The organism is Nocardia sp. NPDC046473 (genome assembly GCF_040645995.1).
In the GTDB taxonomy this organism is placed as follows: Bacteria; Actinomycetota; Actinomycetes; order Mycobacteriales; family Mycobacteriaceae; genus Nocardia.
On sequence record NZ_JBEYZJ010000007.1, the window covers coordinates 165888 to 186580 of the forward strand.

The following is a 20693-nucleotide window of genomic DNA, read 5'->3' on the forward strand; positions in this document are numbered from 1 at the left end:
TCCAGTGTTTCTGGAGGGCAGCCCGTTTCGCTGTCCGGGTCCTACCGGCCGCGTGACGATCAGCTCACGTGCAGGTCAGCCACTGATGGCGTAGGGGCGACGGACCTTGATCCCCGCCTCCACCGCCCGGGCCACGGCCGCGCGGGAAACGCCGACTTCGTTGGCGATGCCCGGGGTCAGCCAGGACTCGTCGGCGAGACGAAAGATCTGGGTGAGCTGCTCGACGGAAAGATTCGACATACCGCGACGGGTGATCTCGCGTGCGAGAGCGGTGATTTCGTCGTCCTCATCGAGCTCGTCCTCGTCGTCCAAGATCTCCGGTTCCACCTCGATCTCGACGGGGACACGGCCGACAATGCCGGCCGGTGCGGTTCGCACGGTGGGACGCGGCGGCTCGAGGTTCTCGTCGAAGACGAGCTGTTCGATCTCGGCTTCGGCGGTGTTGGAGGTAGCCGACTTTCGGCGGCCGGATGCGGGGCGAGGTGCAGTCTCGCCCGAGATCGCCTGGGCGACAGTGTCGGCGATCGTTGCGGCGGCCTTACGAATGGGGTCACCAGTGTGAGGCTCTTCTGGCTCGTCGCCGCGATGGGCGTCGGTGGTTGTTTCGGGAGCCGGGGTGACGGTGTCGGGATCAGTGCGTTTCCGCGGGATGTCGTTAACCGGAAACAGCTGCATGGCATGGCCGTTGAGCGCGGCGTGGCCGTTGGTCGGTGCGTGCCGCTCGCCATCAACAGCGTGCCCGTTGGTGACGGCGTGCCCATTCGGCATCGCCGAGTGGCCATTCGTCACCGCGTGTCCGTTCGTGGCAGCGTGCCCGTTGGTCGCGGACGAATGATCGGTGTTGGACGCATTGCGGCGGGAGGACTGTTGAGCAGCTGTCTCGGCCTCGCTCGGGTCAAACTTCTGGCGAGAACCGATCGCCGAGTCAGACTGTGCCGCAGAGCCGTTGGTTGAGGAACGTGCGTTGTCGACTGATTCGGCAGAGTGCGAGTCGCGCGGCTCCGCAGGCAGCGGGCGGCCGTTGATAGTCGAGAACGGCATGGCAACCCCGCCATTGTTGGAATGGTGCGCGTCGACGGCCGAATGTTCCTGGTGGTGATCGTCAGCCGGAACCGCCTGAACGGCATGCCCGTTGGTCAGCGGTCGCGCGTTGTAGTCGTTGGGCGCGTCGGGCAGTCGATGGGCAGTGTCGGCAGAGGACGCCTGAACAGCACGTCCGTTGGTCGCCGGTCGGTCGCTAGGTGCGTCGTGCAGTGGGTGGGCAGTGTCGGCTGGAACCGCCTGAACGGCATGCCCGTTGGTGGGCGGGCGGGAGTCGTATCCGTCGGGACTTTCCGGCGGCAGACCGACAGTGTCAGCCGGAACCGCCCGCACGGCATGCCCATTGGTCGATGGCCGCGCGTTGTAACCGCGAGATGCGTCAGGCAATCGGTGGGCCGTGTCGGCCGAGGACGCCGACACGGCGTGTCCATTGGTCGACGGCTGAGAGTCGTAGTCGCCGGATGTGTCGGGCAGCAGGTTGGCGGTACCAGTCGGAACCGCTTGTACAGCATGTCCGTTGGTCGCCGGTCGCGCGTTGTAGTCGTTGGGCGTGGCGGTCAGTGGGTAGCCAGTGTCGGCCGAGGAGGCTCGCACCGCGTGTCCGTTGGTCGGCAGCTGAGAGTCGTTGGGTGCTTGGCGGACAGCATCTGCCGAGGACGCCGGAACGGTATGCCCGTTGGTCGCCGATCGAGAGTTGGTAGGCGCGTCGGTCAGCGGGTGCGCAGTATCAGTCGAGAATGCCTGCACCGCATGCCCATTGGTCGACGTCGCGATGGCCGGTTCCGTATGGTCGGTCCGCGATCGATCCGTCAACGTGTCGACGCCTCCCGCCGGACCAACTTCAGCGCCAGGCAGCCGAGCCGTGGTGGTCGCCGCGTAGGGATCGACTCCGCTGAGCAACCAGCGGTGGTCGTCCGGCGCATCGACGGTGAGCCCGACGCGCGCATCCCGGTCACTGACGCGATGCCGAACCACCGTCGCATCCCGATCCACTACCGGCGCACCATCGATGAGCAGCGCGTACCGTGCGGAAACCCAAGCGTGCAACCAGATCACGACCCCGACCATGACGGGCGCGATCGCGTATTCCGCGGCGCGTCCGAACGAACCCGAGGCCAGGTGTGGTCCCGCGTTCAGCGCGATGGTGGTGCCGAGCAACGCGGTCTCGAAGAACACCACCTTGCCGCGCGCGAGCTCGCGACCCCAGCGGGCGGCGGTGGTCGCGGCGACCATGATGGTGATGATCGGGATCGAGATCATCGCCTCGATCCCGTAGCTCAACCAGTACAGCGGGTCGGTCATGTCCCCGCTCGGCACCAGGTTGTGCTGCACGTTCACCCCGGCCCACACCATGCCGAGCACGACGACGGCGATCAGCGCCCGCGAGGACCACTCGGCCCGCCGATACAGCTGCGCCAGCCGCGCATCCTCGCTCGATACCCGCCGTCGCGCGGCCAGTGCCCGCCGATGCCACCGCTCGTCCGCCTCGTCGGATCGTCGAATGGCGGCCGCGCTGCGCCGGTCTCGCTTCTCGGCGGCCAGTTCCTCTTCGACCGCCCGGCGCCGCTGCTTGCGCCGCTGCGCCCGAACCCATTCCGCGAGTTCGCGTTCCGCCCCGATCTCGCCCTCGGATAACACCTCGAAGAGCGCGGCGTCGTGCTGCAGCGGCAGTTTTCCGCGAGCCGTCTCGACCCGCTGCGCCAGCGCGGCGATCTCGGAACTACCGGTGGATTGTTCGTCGCGCATCGCGAGCCTTCCCGGAGCAGATCGTCAGCAGACCTACTTGCTCGAACGTATGTGTGATCGCACTGAGGCTAAACCGGCCACCGGCCGAGGTCAATGCCGACGCTCGAAAACCAGTGCGAATATCTCCGCTGATCTTGTGACACGCCGATTTGAGCAACACGCCGTCGACGCGGTTCGGAATGCGGCCGAATACCGGTGGGGAATTCCGGTGCGCTGTGCCCGATTTCGACGTCGTGCGGCGCCGGTTCAGGACAAAGTTGTATGCCAAACAATGGCGGCGGCCAGCGCGCCCGCACCATTGACGGACCAATGCAGCGCGATCGGCGCGAGCAGGCTCCCGCTGCGGCGGCGCAGCCAAGTGAACACGACGCCCGCCCCCGCGGTGGCAATGACGGCGAGCAGAATGCCGATGAGCTGACCCGCGACACCGCCGCCGACAAACCCGGACAGACCGCGATTACTACTGGTCAATCCGAGCGACGAGGCGATATGCCAGAGTCCGAAAAGCAGCGATCCCGCCGCGAAGACACCTCGCGCCCCATAGACCCGATCGAGCGTGCCGTGCAGTACGCCGCGAAACGCCAGTTCCTCGGGAATCACCGTCTGCAACGGAATCACGATCATCGAGGCGATCAGCGCCCCGGAGATGGTGGCGTAGCGATCGGCCAGGAAGAACGGGCGGGTGACCGGCAATATCGCGCCGATGGCTACCGCGGTGAGGACGACGGCAACCGCGCCGAGCGCGTAGAGCGTCCCGCGCCGCCAGTATCGCGGTGACAGACCGAGCTCATGCCAGTGCAGTCCGCGCCGGCGCATCATCGCCAGCAGCACGACGGCGGCCACGGGCACGGTCACAATGCTGGCCCAGGCGGTGGTGAAATGCGCGATCAGGTTTGTCCCCGCCAAGACGACGACGACCACGGCCACATCGGCATACGCATGCAATTTGTGGCGGGGCGGAGCCGCTTCCTCGAGGTCCTGTGCGAGCATCCCGCCCAGTGTACGGATGGGTGCCGGAGCCGCCGCTTGATTGGTCATTTGCTGTCCGCCTACCCGAATTCGCCGGATATACGGGTCTCGATGTGGTGTCGCCGCGCGCGGGGTTACTCTGACTGGAACTTGTTTCAGTTCAACGAGCCGCGCCCGGCGTGGTCTGAGCCCCGCGGCGGGCGCATGGGCCGGCTGACCTCCAGTGCCGTCAGCCGGCCCACCCGGCGGGATCAGTCCAAGCCTGCAACGTGCGGGTGGTGTCGAAACGCCGCGGCTCGTGACTGATCGGATCGGTGAACTCGAGCGACGCGGCGAGCAGCTGCAGCGGACGGGTGAAATCGTCCACCGGCTTGTCGGTGATCACCGGATAGAAGTCGTCGCCGAGAATCGGGATGCCGAGTCCGTTCATGTGTAGCCGCAGCTGATGGGTGCGCCCGGTCAACGGTCGCAGTCGATAACGCCCGAGCCCGTCGCGGTGCTCCAGCAGCTCGATCGAGGTCTCGGCATTGGGCTCGCCCTCGACCTCCTGCGCCGCGAGCACGTGCTTCTCCTTCACGATCCGGCTGCGCACCACGCGTGGCAGCGCCAGCTCGGGATCGAACGGCGCGATCGCCTCGTATTCCTTTCGGACCGTGCGCTTGTGGAACATCGTCTGATACGCCCCGCGCCGCGCCGGGTTGATGATGAACAGCACCAGCCCCGCCGTCACCCGATCCAGCCGATGCGCCGGGATCAACTCCGGCAGCTCCAGTTCCCGGCGCAGCCGCACCAGCGCGGTCTGCAGAATGTGCTGGCCGCGCGGGATGGTCGCGAGGAAGTGCGGCTTGTCCACGACGAGCAGGTCCGCGTCGCGATGCACGATGGTGAGATCGAACGGCACCGGCGTCTCGATGGGCAGATCGCGGTGAAACCACACGGCGCTGCCGGGAGCGTAGGGCGCGTCGGGCGCGATCGGCCCGTCGAGGTCGACGATGCCGCCTTCCCGCAACAGCTCATCGATGCGTGCCGGATCCACTCGGGGCAGCCGCTCGACCAAGTGATCGCGAATAGTCGCCCAGTTACCTTCCTCCGGCAGCCGGAGCCGAGCCGGATCGAGGCCGTGCCGCTTGGGCAACGGCGGTACCTGCCGCCTTCTCATGGCCCACGGATGATGCTGACACGGGCTAGTCGACCAGCTCTATGCTTGTCTCCTCCGTGGCGTCGAGTGGTTGTCCGCTGTGCGAGCCGTCCCCGGCAGGGGCGGCCTGGCCCAGGTGTACCGAGGTGCACTGATTTCCCTTATGTCGGCCGTGGCAATGGTCTATCGACCCTAGTCGTCGGCCATTTCACCGGGTGCTGCCGCCCTCGGTCAGTGGGCGCGGAGAGCGATGCCCGGGTAGTCGAGGACGAAGCCGGATTCGTCGTAGGTGAGCGTGCTGGTGAAATCGAACTGCGGTGCGGTGTAGGCGAAGCGTTGGTGTGGGCCGTCGTTGGCGATTCGGTGGTAGCCCTGCTCCAGCCGGGTCACCTCCAGCCCGACGGCGCGCACGTAGGCTGCGGGCGCATCCGCTGTCGTGTCGACGGTCAAGCCGAGCCGATGCACCGGGAACGCGTTGGTCAGTGCCGAAGCTTCCAGGTCGACATCGAGGCAGCCGCTCAGTGCGGGGTTCGGCACGCTGTCGACCGTCCAGTTACCCGCTCCGTCGGTGTTCAGCTGGACCGTGTGCCAGCCGCCGCGTCGACGGGTCGCGACCGCGGCTCGTCGGGTGTGCCATGACGGGTCGAGGACGATCTGGTAGTCCACCGCCCAGACCTCGCCGTCCTCGACCGCCGTGGTGCAGCCGTCGATCTGCACACCGGTCTCGGTCACCTTGAAGTAGGCGATCTCGAAACCGGTGCGTGCGCCGCGATGCTGCCACGCGGCAGTCGGGTGTGGCAGCTCGAACATCTCCGGCGCCGATTCAGAAGCCGCGCAGGCGATCCGGGCGGATCCGGACGATCGTGGAGTACTTGGCGAAGAACTCGTCGGCGGTCAGCTTGATGTCCTGCAGCCCCTTGACGTATTTCGCTGCGTACGTGGCGATTTCGTCAGGCGAGGCGGCAGCGTCATCGATGCGTGCGGTGCCGGTGAACACCACGACGTCGCTGCCCCACTCGGTGCTGTTGAAGTTCAGCGAAACGCGCGGATTGCGGACGATGTTGCGCAGCTTGGCCTGGTTGGGCTCGCTGAACAGCAGGAACTCGTCGTCGCGCCATTGGAACCACACCGGATTGGGTTGCGGTGTCCCGGTGGAGCCGACGGTGGTCAGCCAGATCACTGGTTCCTTGTCGAGGCGCTCGATCACCTTGGCGCCGAAGGCCGTGCTCGGGTCGACGACGGGCGTGGATCGATCGGATGCCGTTGTGGTCATGTGGGGAACAACACCACGACGGCCGGGAGGATTCCGCGCTAAGGCGTCGCCCGCTCGTCGAGCACCATCCGCCGCGCCTCGACCAGCGTCCGGCGCGCGCGACGACGCACCCGGCACACGTCGACGCTGCAATTCAAATGCACCTGCATAGCACGGTGCGCCTGCTCCGGTGTGAGCTCGCCGGGATCGACCGAGCAGCGCGTAATTGTGGAAATGACCTGTGTAACAAACATATTCACGACTCCAGACGCGGTACTTCCGTGTAGAGAAGAAAGTAGCCATGTATCGGCGCTATCGGGCCTGGTTGGGCCGTCGTTCATGGAGCATTCCCGCGCATGACGGGCAGCCGAAAGGCCCGGGTATTGCGCCGTTTTCGCAGATGGCCGGAACAAGTCCACAGTGCGACAATCAATTCCGCGATAAACGCGAACGTTTCTGAAAGCGAATCGAATGAGCATCCGCGAGCTCCGAATGCGACGAGGTGGTCCGCCGGTGCGCCGAATGGGCCCGATGACCGTCGCTGCCCAAACCTTGCGTAGATAACTTAGGCTAACCTACATTACTGGCGCATCTTGTGTGAGGATGAGTCCGGTTCGTCGAGCAGATCCAACGATGGGGAGAGGCAACAACCTATGACGGTGGAGGTCGCGCCGCTTCCTGCGGCGGAGACGGGAAACCGACCGCCCCGAGCGGTGCAGAAGGCGCGCAAGCAACAGGAAGCGCTGGCGCGGAAGGAGATTCTCGCGCCGGTACGGCGGACGCTGACGCTGGCCAGCGTCGTGATGGCGGTCGCCTCGGTGTGCGCCGTGGTGCCGTTCGTGCTGATCGTCGAGGCCTGTCGCGAGCTGCTCGCCGATCAGGTCGACACCGATCGGGTGTGGCGCCTGGTGTGGGCGGCGATGCTCGTGCTGCTGGCCCGCGGCCTGCTGCAGGCGCTCGCACTGACCTGGTCGCACCTGGTGGACGCGGGCTATCAGCTCACCGTCCGCCGGGCGCTCGCGGCGAAGCTGACCAGGGTGCCGCTCGGCTGGTTCGGCGAGCGCACCTCCACCGAGGTGAAGAAGTACCTGCAGGACGACGTCGAGGCACTGCACTATCTGGTCGCGCACGCGCGGCTGGAGTTCGTCGGCGCGCTCGTCGTCCCGCTGGTCACCCTCGGGTACCTGGTGACTGTCGACTGGCGGCTCACCCTGCTACTGCTGGTCCCGTTGGCGGCGTACGGGATCGTGCTGAGCAGAATGATGGACCAGGACAGCAGGGATCGGCTGGCCATCTACCAGCGCTGGGAACGCCGGGTGCAGGAGGCGACCGTCGAGTTCGTCGACGGTATCCAGGTGGTACGTGCGTTCGGCCAGGCAGGCAAGGCGCACCGCGAATTCCAGGACGCGGTGGAGGGCCAGGCGCGCGGCCTGAACCGGTGGAAGTCGCCGATGATCCGGTTGCAGGCGGCCTCCGACATCGTGATCGCCCCGGTGTTCGTGATGCTCGTGATCGTGGTCGCCGGCCTGATCTGGGTCGGGCTGGACTGGTTGACGCCGCTCGACGTGCTGCCATTCCTGTTGGTTGGCCTCGGACTCGGTAGTGCGCTGCTCGGGCTCGGCTACGGTGGGCAGGCGCTGCGTACCGCGGGCGTCGCCGCGCTGCGGTTGCACGAACTCCAGCACACCGCTGAATTGGTTTCCGGGACAGGCACTTCGCCTGCGGAGGCAGTGGACGCGGGCGTGGTTCGTTTCGAGTCGGTCAGCTTCGGCTATCGCGCGGATCATCAGGTGCTACGTGACATCGATATCGAACTGACGCCGGGTACCATCACCGCGCTGGTCGGTCCGAGCGGCTCGGGCAAGTCCACCCTCGCCAAACTGTTGCCCCGCTTCTACGACGTCGACGCCGGCCGAATCACCATTGGCGGACGCGATATTCGCGACTATTCGACCGAAGACCTCTACCGCACCGTCGGGTTCGTCTTCCAGGACGTGCGGCTGATCCGCGGCACCATCCGGGAGAACCTGCGGCTGGCCGATCAGCACGCCGACGACATGGCCCTGGAGCGTGCGGCCCGGGCCGCGCAGATCCACGACCGGATCGTCGCGCTGCCGCGCGGCTACGACTCCGAGATCGGCGTCGACGCTAGCCTGTCCGGCGGTGAGGCGCAACGACTTTCGATCGCCCGAGCACTGCTTGCCGACAGTCCCGTGCTCGTCCTCGACGAGGCGACCGCCTTCGCGGATCCGGAATCCGAGGCCGCGGTACAGGACGCGCTCGCCGTGCTGGTGGCGGGCCGCGCCGTGCTGGTCATCGCGCACCGGCTGCACACCATCACCGGCGTGGACCGAATCCTGGTGCTGGAGAACGGAACTGTAGTCGAACAGGGCGACCACCGGAGTCTGGTCGGTACCGGCGGTACCTACCAGCGGCTCTGGGAAATCAATGAGGCGGCGCTGCGTGCCGTCTCGCTCATCGAGAAGGAGGCGGCGCGATGATTCGCAAGGTGCTCGGGCTGGTCCCGGACGAGTTCGCCCCGATGACACCGAAATTGTTCGCCGCGATCACCGCGCAGGCGCTGTGCCAGGCGGTTGCCTATCTGATGCTCGTTCCGGTGTTGTCGGCGCTGTTGGATCGCGACCTCGGCCGGGCCTGGTTCTGGACATTGCTGATGATCGCGGCCGTCGCGGGCGTAGCGATATTCGGTTACCTCCAGACGGTCCTGGGGCTACGCATCGCGGTCGGTCTGCAGCTTCGCCTGCAGACCAGGATCGGCGATCATCTCAACGCGCTTCCACTCGGCTGGTTCGAAACCCGCAGTGCCGGAAAGTTGTCCAGGATCGCCGTGGAGAACGTGCGGGAAATCCAGGGCACCGTCGCCTATTTGCTTGCCAAGGTGCTCAACAGCATCGTGGTTCCGCTCGGAGTCGCGGTCGGCATGCTGTTCATCGACTGGCGCATCTCACTCACCATGCTGGTCGCGGCGCCCGTGCTCTTTCTGGTGAACGCCCTGGCCAACCGGGCCTACACGGGGTCGGATCAGCGCGCGCACGCCGCCGCGTCCGAAGCCGATTCGCGCGTGGTCGAATTCGCCCAGGCTCAGCCGGTACTGCGGGCGTTCGGCGCGGTCGGTGCGGGCAATCGTGCGCTCGACTCGGCACTGCATCGCCAGCGTTCGGCGATGACCAGGATGGTGTTCACCGCGGTGCCCGGCTTGATCGTGTTCTCGCTGTTCGTGCAGGGGGTCTTCCTGGTATTGACCTACGTGGTGATCGGGCGGGTCACCGACGGCGCCATCTCGGCCGCGGCCGCCATCGCGTTGATCGCCGTCAGCTCCCGTTTTATCGAGCCGCTCAATCAGGCCGCCCAGCTCGGCAATGGCCTGCGTGCCGCCGCCTCCGCCGTCGACCGGGTAACCGACCTGCTGGCCGAGCCGGTGCTGCCCGAGGCGAAGGCCGCTGTCACGCCGGGCGTTCCATCGGTGGTATTCGATGATGTGAGCTTCGGATATCGCCCCGGCGAGCCTGTCCTTTCCGGCCTGACGTTCAGCGTGCCGGCAGGCACCACCACTGCGATCGTCGGACCGAGCGGCGCAGGCAAGACCACGTTGCTCCGACTCGCCGCACGGTTCTACGACACCGACTCGGGCCGTGTGGTTGTCGGCGAACACGACGTGCGCGACCAGCCGTCGGAGACCCTGCTGAATCAGCTGTCGCTGGTCTTCCAGAACGTTTACCTCTTCAATCGTTCTGTCGCGGAAAACATTCGGATCGGTAGCCCCGATGCGACCGAAGCCGAGGTCTGGCGCGCGGCGGAGGCGGCCAGAGTGGACGAGATCGTCGAACGGTTGCCGGACGGTCTCGACACCGCGGTCGGTGAGGGTGGCGTCGCGCTGTCCGGTGGTGAGCGGCAACGGGTTTCGATCGCTCGCGCCTTGCTCAAGGACGCGCCGATCGTGCTGCTCGACGAGGCGACCAGTGCGCTCGACCCGCACAGCGAGGCGGTCGTCGTCCGCGGAGTGCACGAGCTCACCAAGGACAAGACCGTCATCGTCGTCGCGCATCGACTCGCCACCATCGCGCACGCCGATCAGATTCTCTTCCTCGATGGCGGCCAGATCGTCGAACGAGGCACGCACGCTGAGCTTTTGGCCGCGGGCGGGCGTTACGCCGACTTCTGGAGCGAGCGCTCCCGTGCCACCGGATGGCGACTGGAGCCGGTCGCGGTCTGATCGAAAGCGCAAGGCAGGGCCCGCATACGGCATCGATCGTCGCAAGCGGGCCCGCCTAACGCACCGGCCCGCCGTCGATATCCCGGTAGCGCGCGGCAGCCGCACCGATATCGCCGTGGCCGCCGCCGAGCGGCTCCTGCAGGAACGCGGTCAATAGGTCGTTGGTCGCCCGCTGCGTTTCCCGTGGCCCCCGCGAGCCGCCGATCAGTTGGGCCACCAGGAATCTGGCCGGGTCGGCGAGGAACCGCGGCGCATCGGTGAAGCTGTAGTGATTGGCCTCGCTGATCTCGTAACGGAACCCGCCGGCCCGCAGCCGTTCGAGCAACGCGCGGTTGCCGTCCAAGTACTGCGTCGAGTGCCCGGTCTCCGCCTGATCGCTCTCCAGCAAGAGGAACGGCTTGGTCAGCGACTGCTGGGGCAGCGTGCCGTACAACGTTCCGTCGATGTTCACGGCCGCCTTGATCCGTGGATCGTTCGCGAGTGCGGCCGCCGCGGTCGCGCCACCGAATGAATGGCCAACGGCAGCGATGTGGTCGGTGTCGAGGTGGCCGGATAGCCGCGGCCCCATGGTGTCCGGCCGACCGAGCTGGTCGACCACGAAGTGCAAATCGGCGGCGCGCACCTCGAGTTGCCCACTCATATAACGGGATTGGTCCGGATCGTGGTCGAGGAAGCGCTCATGCGGTGTCGCGATGGTGCCGTCGGCGAGCTCGGTGACCGCCGCCTCGTACGGGTGGTCGATGGCGAGCACGATGTATCCGCGGCTGGCCAGGTCGGCGATCAGCCCGGTGTAAAAGGCGCGTGGCGCACCGTATCCGGGGGAGAACAACACCACGGGCCAGCGCGGCCGATCGGTGCTGATCGGCACGTCGCGCCGCCCGTGCGTATCGATGCGGTCATACCCGCGCAGCAACACCCTCGGCAATACGGTGACCTTCTCCGGCAGTCGGTCCTGCCCATCGAGATAGGTCGAGTGCTCGCCACGCACCGTCGGGTCGGCCGGATACCACGCCTGCACAACGACATTGCGATGGTCGCTCGGCGAATCCGTCGCCGGCTCCTGCCGGTTGGGATCGACCATCCGGAAGATCTCGGTACCCACCGCGTAGGGCCCGGTCGGCCGCGGCAGGGCAGGCACGGGAACAAGCGACCAGGCGAGCGCGGCAGGTAATACCAGCAGCCCCACGCTGACGCGGGCGACAGTCGTCCGCCACCCGCTGCTGGGCCACTTCACCTGTCCGGCAACGAGTCCCGCCGCTGCGAACAGCAGCAGGTAGGTTGGTGCGAATTGCCAGTAGAACCCTTCGATCAGCCACTGTGCCACGCACCCGGCAACCAGCGCGGGCAGCACCACAACCGCGATCCGCCGCGCGACGAGCCGGGCCGCGACGGCCGTCACCGCGAACGCGACCGCGGCCAACGCGAGCACCGTATCCAGGATCGACATGCCAGCTGACCTCCGCTCCGGCGCCGGGTCACGCAGCTGTTGCGCGAGCGGTCTCGAATCCGGATACCAGCCTGACGGACCAGCGGGTCATCGCGCGTCGACAACAGGTCGCGACCTGGTCATCCCGCAGGATGAGCCGGACCCCCGCCGAACGGCGGGACTACTTCCAATAGGCCTGGTACTTCATCGCGGTTTTGGGCACACCGTGTATCTGCTTGAACGACTTCACGATCGACCGTGTGGTGTGGCCGTCGCAGGCAACCCACGCGAACGCGCCGTCCGGACAGTCGAGTTCGTGCGCGGCTTCCCGGAGCAACCGGCCGTCATCGATCCGCTGCACCCAGGTCACCTTGTGATGGGGTTTGCCGCGCAAGGGAATCTGCAGGTCGGACTCGTACTGCCATTCCAGCCACACCCTGGCCGGGACGTCACCGATCGCCTCCAGCAGCGAGTTGATCGCGGGCAGTGACGCGGTGTCGCCGAAGATGAGGTATTCGCTCGGTGTCGACTCGGGCAGTTGGAAGTCCGAACCGAGGACGGTCACGTCGAGCGTGTCACCGACCGACGCGTTTTCCGCCCATCGCGCCGCATGGCCGTTGTGCAAGGCGAATTCGATCGCGAACCTGTCGCCGTCGGGATCGGGGTCGACCAGGGTGTATCCGCGCTGTTGGAGTTTCTCGCCGGTGCTGTCCGGGAACCAGCCGCGTACCCATTGCGTCGGGTGCACCGGGTGGTCGGCGAACAGCCCACCTGCGGTAAAGCCCAGCCGCAGGTACTTGTCGGTGACGAGCTCGGTGGAAGTCACCGTGAGCTGGTAGTCAGCGCCGCCCCACGCCTTCACGATCAGACCATTGATTCCCTTACCCATGACGTTAGGGTAGCCTAACGAAACTAAATTGTCGCGCGGTAGCCGATGGCACCGTCCGCCGTTGTCCTCGGAGGCAACGACGGACGGTGTGCGGCAAGGTGGTTGGCGCTCAGCAGGACAGCCCGAGCGCCGACGCGATGCTGCACTCGGACGCGCGGCTCAGCTTCCAGGTGCCGTCGATCTGCTTCCATGACGTGTCGTAGTTGAAGTCGGGGTAGCCCTCGGTGGTAACCCGCAACACCGCGTCGATCCGGTCGCCGGAGACGGACGGGTCGACCACGTTGTAGCGCAGGCTCGGCGGAGCGGCGAGCAGGATCGCGCCGATCTTGTCCATCGTGGCCACGCCCGCATCGCCCGATTCGAGCTCTGCCGCCCTGGCGGCCCGCGGTGCGCCGGTGTTCACGGCGAGGCTCAGCTTGGCGGTCAGCTCGCCGGCGCTGGGCGCTGCGGCGTGCATCGGTGCGACCAGCGGTGCCGCGACGGCCGGTGTCACGGTGGCCGTTACCCCGCCCAGTACGGCAGCGGTGAGTGCGAATGTCGTTGTCGCGCGACGCAGTAACGACTTGTTCGAGTTGCTGGGCATCTATTTCATCCAATCGGTCACGGGTGTGAGCACCGCCGCTATCCGCGGCTATTACTGCAATATAAGGTAAGCCTATGCAAACATAGGTGGAAAGAGTTTCGGATTGTGGGCACCGACACGTGAACAACGGAATGTGCGCACCGCGACCCTCGCGTGTCGGAGAGAGTGGAGAACCAGTGGAAACGCTTCTTACGGTCGGGGCGGGGCCGAAAGCCCTTGCGGTGGCGGCGAAGGCGAAGGTGCTGCGCGAACTCGGCCTGGCTGCCCCGCGCGTTATTGCGGTCGAGGCGCATGTGGTCGGCGGTAATTGGCTGCCGAGCGGTGGCTGGACCGACGGCCAGCATCGGCTCGGCACCAGTCCTGAGAAGGACGTCGGCTTCCCGTATCACTCGACCTGGGCGCGTGGCCGCAATGCGGAGATCAACGCGGCGATGACGGCCTACAGCTGGACGTCCTTTCTGGTAGAGCAGGGCACCTATGCCGAATGGATCGATCGGGGTCGCCCGAATCCGCACCATCATGTCTGGGCCAAGTACCTGCAGTGGGTAGCGCGGCAGGTTGACCTCGAAATCGTCTCCGGCACAGTGCGTTCCGTTGCCCCGGCGGCCGACGGTTGGCGGGTCACCGCGACCGATCTGGCAGGCGGTCCGGTCGAACTGACCGCGGACAAGCTGATGATCACCGGCCCCGGCGCCAGCTCGCGTGCCCTTGCCGACCATCCTCGGGTGCTGAGCGTCGCGCAATTCTGGGATCTGGCCGGCCGCCGCGCGCTCCCCGTTGCCTCCCGGGTCGCGGTGATCGGTGGTGGTGAGACCGCGGGCTCGGCGCTGGATGAGTTGGTTCGCCACGGCATGCTGTCCATCTCGGTGGTCACCCCGATGGCGACCATCTATACCCGCGGCGAAAGCTATTTCGAGAACTCGCTGTTCAGCGACCCCGTCAAGTGGGCGGGTCTGACCGTGCAAGAACGTCGCGATGTCATCCGCAGGACCGATCGCGGTGTCTTCTCGGTCCGGGTGCAGGAAAGTCTGCTGGGCGACAGTCGGGTACATCACCTGCAAGGCAGGGCCGTTCGGGTGACCGAGCAGGGCGACGCCATCGCATTGACGCTGCGCAACGAGATGCGTCCCGATCAGTTGCACACCTTCGACTTGGTGATCGATGCCACGGGCGGGCAGCCGTTGTGGTTCCTCGAGCTGTTCGATCAGGACGCGACGGACCTGCTGGAGTTGGCTGTCGGCGGGCGGCCGACGCATCAGCGGATCGAGGCGTCGATCGGCTACGACCTCGCGGTCGCGAACATGGCAGCCAAGCTCTACCTGCCGAATCTGGCCGCCGTCGCCCAGGGGCCCGGGTTCCCGAATCTCAGCTGCCTCGGCGAACTTTCGGATCGTGTGCTGTGCTCGACGCATGCCGTGCGGGGGGCACGAGCGCACTCTGCCCGTGCCGCATCGTGATTCGCATGGCCGTTGGTCAATCTCACAGTGTCGGCATGTCCGCGGGCGTGCGTGGCAGGGTGAAGAGCGCGATCCGGCGATCGGGCCGGATGTCGAATTCGCCGAGGTTGGTCATGCCGAACTTTTCCGCGACGCGGCGGACCACGACATTGCGATGATCGGGGTCGATCATGATGCGGCGGCAATTCGGCTCTGCCGCAAAGATAGCGGACATCAACTGGACGGCGAACGCGGTCATCGCGCCGCGCCCGATCAAGTCGAGCTCCGCGGTGGCGAGATGCATCGCCACGTCGTAGGGATCGGCGTGGTACAGCCGGGAGATTTCGTCCTTGGCCGCGCGATACAGCTCCAGGTAGGCCACGTCGCGCCGGCCGCGCTCCGGCTGGTTATCGGTGGCGTAGTCGAAGCTGGCAATGCATGGCAGCGAATAGGTTCCGGCGAGCTGCGCGCGCAGGTCCTGTTCGCGGCGCTCGGCCGGCCATGGCTGCTCCCACGTTTCGAGCAGGTGCGGTCGGTGCATCCACTCGCTGATCATCGCCGGGTCGGTTCCGTCGGGATCGGCGATACGAATACGGAACGGTTCGGCCACATTCGGGGGGAGTGGCGCCGCCACGGCGCGCACTTCGTCGGAGATGTCGGTCTGCTCGCGCGCCAGGACGTAGTGCGTGCCAGTGGTGTTCATCATGTCGAGCTCCGTAGGGGTTGACTCCGGGATATCGGCTAAGGTTAGCCTATGCTAACGTCCCGGTGGACGGTTCGTGCCGTAGTGCCGTCGACGCTGCCGAGGCGTCAATCGCCGACGGCTATCTGTAGGAGCTGCTGTATGCCCAACAATCTCGGATGGATTCGAAAGTTCCACAAACCCGCCGCCGAATCAATGGCGCCGTTAGTGCTTTTCCCGCACGCGGGCGCGGGGGCTTCGACCTATCGCACCTTCTCCAAGCGGCTCAGCCAGGATTTCGACGTTGTCGTCGTGCAGTACCCCGGACGCCAGGACCGGGTGGCTGAACCGCTGGCGTCCAGTTGCGCCGAGCTCGCCGCGGGCGCACTCGCCGAATTCCTCGAATCCCCGTACCATCGCGGCGTTCCGATCACCGTCTTCGGCCACAGCGTGGGTGCCATGGTGGCCTTCGAGTTCGTTCGACAGGCCGAGGCCGCTGGCGTCGCGGTGGCGCTGCTCGGCGCCTCCAGCGCGGTGGCACCGGCCTTGGTCGCGCAGACCGAGCCGTTGCCGACCGAGGACGATGCCCTGCTGGAGCGGCTTGTCGCACTCAACGGCACCGGTGCCGAGGTGCTGGCCAATCGCGAGATCATCCGGCTGACCCTGCCGGTGCTCAAGGCCGACTATCGCGCTTTCGACAACTACGTCTGTGACCCGGAAGTGCGGGTAGCGGCCAGGATCGAGGTGCTCGGCGGCGCCGACGACGACTTCGTGACCGTCGGCGAACTGCGCCCGTGGGTGGCGCACAGCAGTGGCGGCGGGGCGGTGACCCTTTTCGACGGTGGGCACTTCTATCTGCACAACCATGTCGACGGCGTCGCCGAATTGCTTTCTTCCGCTGCGGTTTCCGTCAGATAATCCGCTCGTTCACGTTAGGTGCGTCATGGCAGAATCGGTTTCGGGGGACGAAAACGACATCGTTATCACCGGAATTGGCGTCGAGGCACCCGGTGGGATCACCAGCCCGCCGGAATTGTGGTCGGCGCTGGCCGGATCGAGGGAATTCATCGGGCCTTTTCCGCGCGATCGGGATTGGCCGCTCGAACAGTTACTTACCCTCGGCGGTAACGATGGCTGGGCCGACGTCTGCGATGCGGGCGGATTTCTGTGCGGTGCAGCGGAATTCGATCCCGCATTCTTCGGGATCACGCCGCGCGAAGCGATCGCCATGGATCCGCAGCAGCGGGTCGGGATGCGCGTCGCCTGGCGGGCGGTCGAGGATGCCGGCCTGAATCCCGGCGCTCTCGACGGGAGCAGCGCGGGCTGTTGGATGGGCGCGACGCCACTGGAATACGGACCACGGATGGCGGCGGTCACCGAGCACAGCGGTTATCGGATGACCGGCACCACACTCGGCGCGGTGGCCGGCCGGATTTCGCACAGTCTCGGCCTGATCGGGCCTTCGATCAGCGTGGACACCTCGTGCGCATCGGGTTTGACCGCCGTGCATCAGGCCGCGGCGGCGATCCGGGCGAACGAATGCGAATGGGCACTCGCCGGTGGCGTGTGCGTGATGGGTTCGCCGGGCATGTTCTACGAGTTCGCCAAGAACAACGCGTTGTCCGCTGATGGTCACTGCCGGGCCTACGCTGCGGGAAGCACCGGAACAGTGTGGGCCGAAGGTGCGGGAGTCGTTGTCCTGGAACGTGAGTCACGGGCGCGCGAACTCGGCCATCGCGTCTACGGCAGGCTGCTCGGCTCGCGGGTCAATCACAACGGCAAGGGGGCGCCACTGGCCGTGCCGAGCGCGCTGGCGCAGGAACGACTGATTCGTGACGCGCTCGCCGCCGCCGACCTGTCGGCGGACCAGATCGGGCTGGTCGAGGGGCACGGCACCGGAACACCGGTCGGCGATCCACTCGAACTGTCCGCCTTGATCCGGACCTATGGCGCGCCGGAGCGCGACCACGGGCCACTGCTCGGGTCGATCAAGTCGAATATCGGTCATACGCAAGCGGCCGCAGGCATTCTCGGCCTGATCAAGATGCTGTTGTGCGGGGCGCACGGTTACATCGCGCCGAGCTTGTGGGCGGAGGATCCGACCGCCGCCGTCGATTGGACCGCCACCAGCCTGCGACTGGCCACGAAATTCGAACCATGGGACCCGGCGGACGGCGTCCGCTACGGCGCGGTCTCGGCGTTCGGAGTCGCGGGGACCAACGCACACGCGATCGTCGGGATGCCCGTCCAGGAGGACAACGATGTGTAGCTATCGGCTGCCGGACAACACCATCCCGGTCCTGCTTTCCTCCGACAGCGCCGACGGGTTGCGCGCCGAGGCGGCGGCGATCCTGGCCTACTTGGACGATCATCCGCACGTTACTCCGGATCGTTTGGCCGACCAGTTGTTTCGCACCAGGGTTGCGCGCAGGTACCGCGGACTGATCATGGCGACCGGTCGCGCGGACCTGCTCGATGCGCTGCGGGCGTTGCTTGCGGACAACGCGCACCCCGCACTGGTGTCACCCGAAGGCCCGGCTGCGACCCGGCGTATCGGATTCGTGTTCCCAGGGCAGGGCAGTCAGCAACCCGGCATGGGCAAGCTCTACTACGATCTGTCGCCCGCGTATCGGACGGCGGTCGACGAGTGCGCCGCCCTGCACGAGGACCTGTTCGGTGATGAGCGTGCGATGCACTATCTGCTCGACACCGACGGACCACATGCGGAATCGCTCCCGGAAGTCCAGCCCGCCAGGATGTTTCACCTGATCGGGCTGGCCGCTATGTGGCGAGCCGTCGGCGCGCGTCCGGTTGCGACCGTCGGACACAGCCAGGGTGAGCTCGCCGCCTGCGCGATAGCCGGTTCGATCGAGATGCGCGATGCCGTGCTGATTGTCACGCACCGGGCCAGGTTGCTCGAGGAACGGCTCGCACAGGGGTACGGGGTGGCGGTGGTCGGTACCGGCCGTGAGGAATGCGAGGCGCTGCTGGCCAGGCATTCTGGCTGGGCTGAGGTCTCCGTCATCAATGCCCCGCGGCTGGTCGGTGTTTCCGGCGACGAGCACGCCATCGCCGATCTCGTGAAAGTCGCGAACACGAACGGGATCTTCGCCAAGCAGATCCAGATATCGTTCCCGGCGCATACGTCGGCGATGGCACAGTTGCGGACCGACCTTCAGCAGCTGCTCGGTGACAAGCTGGCGAGCGAGACCTTCGCGCTGAGCGAGATCGCTTGCTATGGAGCCACACTCGGCGCACCGATCACCCAGGATCTGACCCATCGGGAGTACTGGTACTGGAATATACGCAATCGCGTCCGCTTCGATCGAGCGGTCACGGCGGCCACCGAGGCGGTCGACACCTTTATCGAGATTGCCGAGCATCCAACGCTACAACCGGCGGTGCGGGAAAATCTGTCGGCGAACCCGCAAGATTTCCTGGTCCTGGGCACCTCGCAGCGCAGCGCCGTCGGATTGGCCGAGTTCACCAGGAATGTGGCAGAGCTCGCGGTACGCGATCTGCACTATCCATGGCAAAGCCTGCATACCGTGCCGAACGCGCAGCCGCCCGCGCTGCCGCTGCGTGATTTCCCGTCGACGGTGATGAGCACGAAAAGGCTATGGGCGCAATATCAATCGGCGTCCGAGGCCGCAGCTCCCGATGCGCCCGCGCCACCGGTCCGACTGCGTGAGGAGTGGACCGGCCTGCCACAGCGCCCGCTCGCGGCGCCCCGAACTGTGCTGCTCCTCGACCACGACGAGCGTGATCGTGCGCTCGCGGCGGCGCTGCACGCCCGGGCGGCGCGCTTCGGCGCCGAAATTTCCAGCAATGCGGCGAAATTCGACACCGTCATGTTGATGCTGCCGACTGCTCCTGCCGCGGAAACGGCGGATGCGGTAGCCGAACTCGCCGCGTTTGCCGCGGCGGCCGATCGACTGACCGCGTTCGCATCCGGCGTCACCGAATGCTGGTTGGTGACAACAGGTGCGGAGGCGATCACGCCGGACGACATCCCCGCGCTCGGCCACGCGGCGACCAGCGCGGCGTTTCGATGCTTAGGTCTCGACCACCTCGGCATCGGCTTCCGGCACCTCGATCTACCCCGGGATGCCGGTGACCACGACGCGACAGCACTCGCGGACAAGATCATCCAGGCGATCCATCTCGTTGGTGAGCCAGAACTCGCGGTGCGGCAGGGCAAGCTGTACGCGAAACGGCTCATCGTGGCCGAGTCGTCCGATCCGGCACCGAGCCAGAACCTCAGCGATGTACTGATTCTCGGTGGCACCGGGCAGGTCGGTCTCGAGTTCTGTGCGCGGTTCGCTCGCGACGGCGCGCGTCGGATCACCCTGGTGAGCCGGACCGGCGAGACCGCGGCGCTCACCGAGCGATTGCGGCCGCTCCGCGCACTCGGCGACACCGACATCGAGGTTGTCGCATGTGACATCACCGACCAGGCCGCGGTCGCGAGCCTGGCGCGACGTTTCGATGACCATCCGATAAGCGTCGTCGTGCATGCGGCCGTCAATTATGTGTGGTCCCAGTTGGATCCAGCGGCGGTGGCCGAGTCGGCCGCCGCGAAGGTGCTCGGCATCGGCGAGGTGTTGCGCACGATGCCGTTGGCCACCGACTGCACGGTGCTGCTCTGTTCTTCGTTCGTGGCCAGCCTCGGTGGTCGCGGTCAGGCGTTGTACGCGGCCACGAACCGTATGCTCGACGGACTTGCCGTGCGACTGCGGGCACAGGGGATGGACTGTACGGCTGTGCAGTGGGGCTTGTGGGGCCTGCCCGATCAGGAGGACCGCGAGGTCGCGAACCGGATCGTCGGTGCCGGTCTGCGCAGAATGCCTGCCGCGGCGGCGATCACCGCGGGTTTCGCCGATCGTGGTGTGAACAGCGTTGTCCTGTCCGCGGATTGGACGCGCCTGCGCGACACGGTCGAGATCATCGGCCTTGCGCCAGTTTTCGCACCCGCGCTCTCAGAACTGGCGGCGCCGGTCGTCGCGCGTCCGGTTCCCGCGGAGCCTTCGCGAGTCATCGCGCAGCCAGCTGTGCGCGCGCCCGTGAACTACGCGGAAGCGATCCGGCGCGAAGTCGATCGGGTGATGCTCGCCGACGGTCATGACGAGATCGACAGCTCGATTCCCTTGGTAGCGCTCGGCTTCGACTCGTTGCAGGCACTGGATCTGCACGCGCGGGTCAAGGCCACGCTGAACCGCGACGTGCCGGTGACCAAGATCCTGGCCGGCGCTTCCCTGGATGACGTCGTGCTGCTCGTATCCGAGAACCGAAGCTGA

16 protein-coding genes are annotated in these 20693 nt (G+C 66.4%); 6 read left to right on the top strand and 10 right to left on the bottom strand.

What is annotated here, in order from left to right; genetic code table 11:
* Positions 1–75 precede the first annotated feature (75 nt).
* From ABZ942_RS25660 to ABZ942_RS25685, 6 genes are all read right to left on the bottom strand, one after another.
* On the bottom strand, positions 76–2787 hold the full coding sequence (locus tag ABZ942_RS25660; protein ID WP_357386140.1) for a hypothetical protein: 2712 nt from the start codon (positions 2785–2787) through the stop codon (positions 76–78).
* Positions 2788–3033: 246 nt separating this feature from the next.
* On the bottom strand, positions 3034–3777 hold the full coding sequence (locus ABZ942_RS25665) for a CPBP family intramembrane glutamic endopeptidase (RefSeq protein ID WP_357386142.1): 744 nt from the start codon (positions 3775–3777) through the stop codon (positions 3034–3036).
* A gap of 208 nt (positions 3778–3985) precedes the next feature.
* Complete coding sequence (locus ABZ942_RS25670) at positions 3986–4915, bottom strand: RluA family pseudouridine synthase (RefSeq protein WP_357386144.1); 930 nt, start codon at positions 4913–4915, stop codon at positions 3986–3988.
* A gap of 210 nt (positions 4916–5125) precedes the next feature.
* Entirely contained in the window at positions 5126–5704 is a 579-nt protein-coding gene (locus ABZ942_RS25675) for a putative glycolipid-binding domain-containing protein (protein ID WP_357386145.1), read from the bottom strand.
* Between the two features lie 13 nt (positions 5705–5717).
* Positions 5718–6167: a TIGR03667 family PPOX class F420-dependent oxidoreductase gene (locus tag ABZ942_RS25680; protein ID WP_357386147.1), complete on the bottom strand. Its 450-nt coding sequence runs from the start codon at positions 6165–6167 to the stop codon at positions 5718–5720.
* 38 nt (positions 6168–6205) lie between these two features.
* Positions 6206–6400: a hypothetical protein gene (locus ABZ942_RS25685; RefSeq protein ID WP_357386149.1), complete on the bottom strand. Its 195-nt coding sequence runs from the start codon at positions 6398–6400 to the stop codon at positions 6206–6208.
* A gap of 399 nt (positions 6401–6799) precedes the next feature.
* On the opposite strand from ABZ942_RS25685, the gene ABZ942_RS25690 reads away from it, so the two are divergent.
* A complete protein-coding gene (locus tag ABZ942_RS25690; protein ID WP_357386151.1) occupies positions 6800–8647 on the top strand; it encodes an ABC transporter ATP-binding protein in 1848 nt (615 codons plus the stop codon).
* Positions 8644–10380 carry an ABC transporter ATP-binding protein gene (locus ABZ942_RS25695; protein WP_357386153.1) on the top strand — a complete coding sequence of 579 codons (1737 nt, stop codon included), beginning with the start codon at positions 8644–8646 and terminating at the stop codon, positions 10378–10380. The genes ABZ942_RS25690 and ABZ942_RS25695 overlap by 4 nt, the downstream gene beginning before the upstream one ends.
* 55 nt (positions 10381–10435) lie before the next feature.
* Here the strand turns inward: ABZ942_RS25695 and ABZ942_RS25700 are convergent, their stop codons facing one another.
* The 3 genes from ABZ942_RS25700 to ABZ942_RS25710 all read right to left on the bottom strand — a co-directional run bounded on the left by ABZ942_RS25700 (position 10436) and on the right by ABZ942_RS25710 (position 13278).
* Positions 10436–11827 (bottom strand): hypothetical protein, encoded by a 1392-nt coding sequence (locus ABZ942_RS25700; protein ID WP_357386155.1) that lies wholly within the window; start codon positions 11825–11827, stop codon positions 10436–10438.
* A 160-nt stretch (positions 11828–11987) separates the two neighbouring features.
* On the bottom strand, positions 11988–12695 hold the full coding sequence (locus ABZ942_RS25705; protein ID WP_357386157.1) for a siderophore-interacting protein: 708 nt from the start codon (positions 12693–12695) through the stop codon (positions 11988–11990).
* A gap of 109 nt (positions 12696–12804) precedes the next feature.
* Complete coding sequence (locus ABZ942_RS25710) at positions 12805–13278, bottom strand: hypothetical protein (protein ID WP_357386159.1); 474 nt, start codon at positions 13276–13278, stop codon at positions 12805–12807.
* A gap of 176 nt (positions 13279–13454) precedes the next feature.
* Here ABZ942_RS25710 and ABZ942_RS25715 point away from each other — a divergent pair, with 176 nt between their 5' ends.
* The gene (locus tag ABZ942_RS25715) at positions 13455–14735 is read left to right on the top strand and encodes a SidA/IucD/PvdA family monooxygenase (RefSeq protein ID WP_357386161.1); all 1281 of its coding nucleotides are present in this window, start codon (positions 13455–13457) and stop codon (positions 14733–14735) included.
* A gap of 22 nt (positions 14736–14757) precedes the next feature.
* Here ABZ942_RS25715 and ABZ942_RS25720 read toward each other — a convergent pair whose 3' ends face one another.
* Positions 14758–15420 carry a GNAT family N-acetyltransferase gene (locus tag ABZ942_RS25720; protein WP_357386163.1) on the bottom strand — a complete coding sequence of 221 codons (663 nt, stop codon included), beginning with the start codon at positions 15418–15420 and terminating at the stop codon, positions 14758–14760.
* 138 nt (positions 15421–15558) lie between these two features.
* On the opposite strand from ABZ942_RS25720, the gene ABZ942_RS25725 reads away from it, so the two are divergent.
* Genes ABZ942_RS25725 through nbtC form a run of 3 tightly spaced genes read left to right on the top strand, consistent with a single transcriptional unit; the run spans position 15559 to position 20693 of the window.
* Positions 15559–16314 carry an alpha/beta fold hydrolase gene (locus ABZ942_RS25725; protein WP_357386165.1) on the top strand — a complete coding sequence of 252 codons (756 nt, stop codon included), beginning with the start codon at positions 15559–15561 and terminating at the stop codon, positions 16312–16314.
* 25 nt (positions 16315–16339) lie between these two features.
* Positions 16340–17665, top strand: a complete 1326-nt coding sequence (locus ABZ942_RS25730; RefSeq protein ID WP_357386167.1) for a polyketide synthase — start codon at positions 16340–16342, stop codon at positions 17663–17665.
* The gene (nbtC, locus tag ABZ942_RS25735; protein WP_357386169.1) at positions 17658–20693 is read left to right on the top strand and encodes a nocobactin polyketide synthase NbtC; all 3036 of its coding nucleotides are present in this window, start codon (positions 17658–17660) and stop codon (positions 20691–20693) included. Before ABZ942_RS25730 ends, nbtC begins: the two co-directional genes overlap by 8 nt.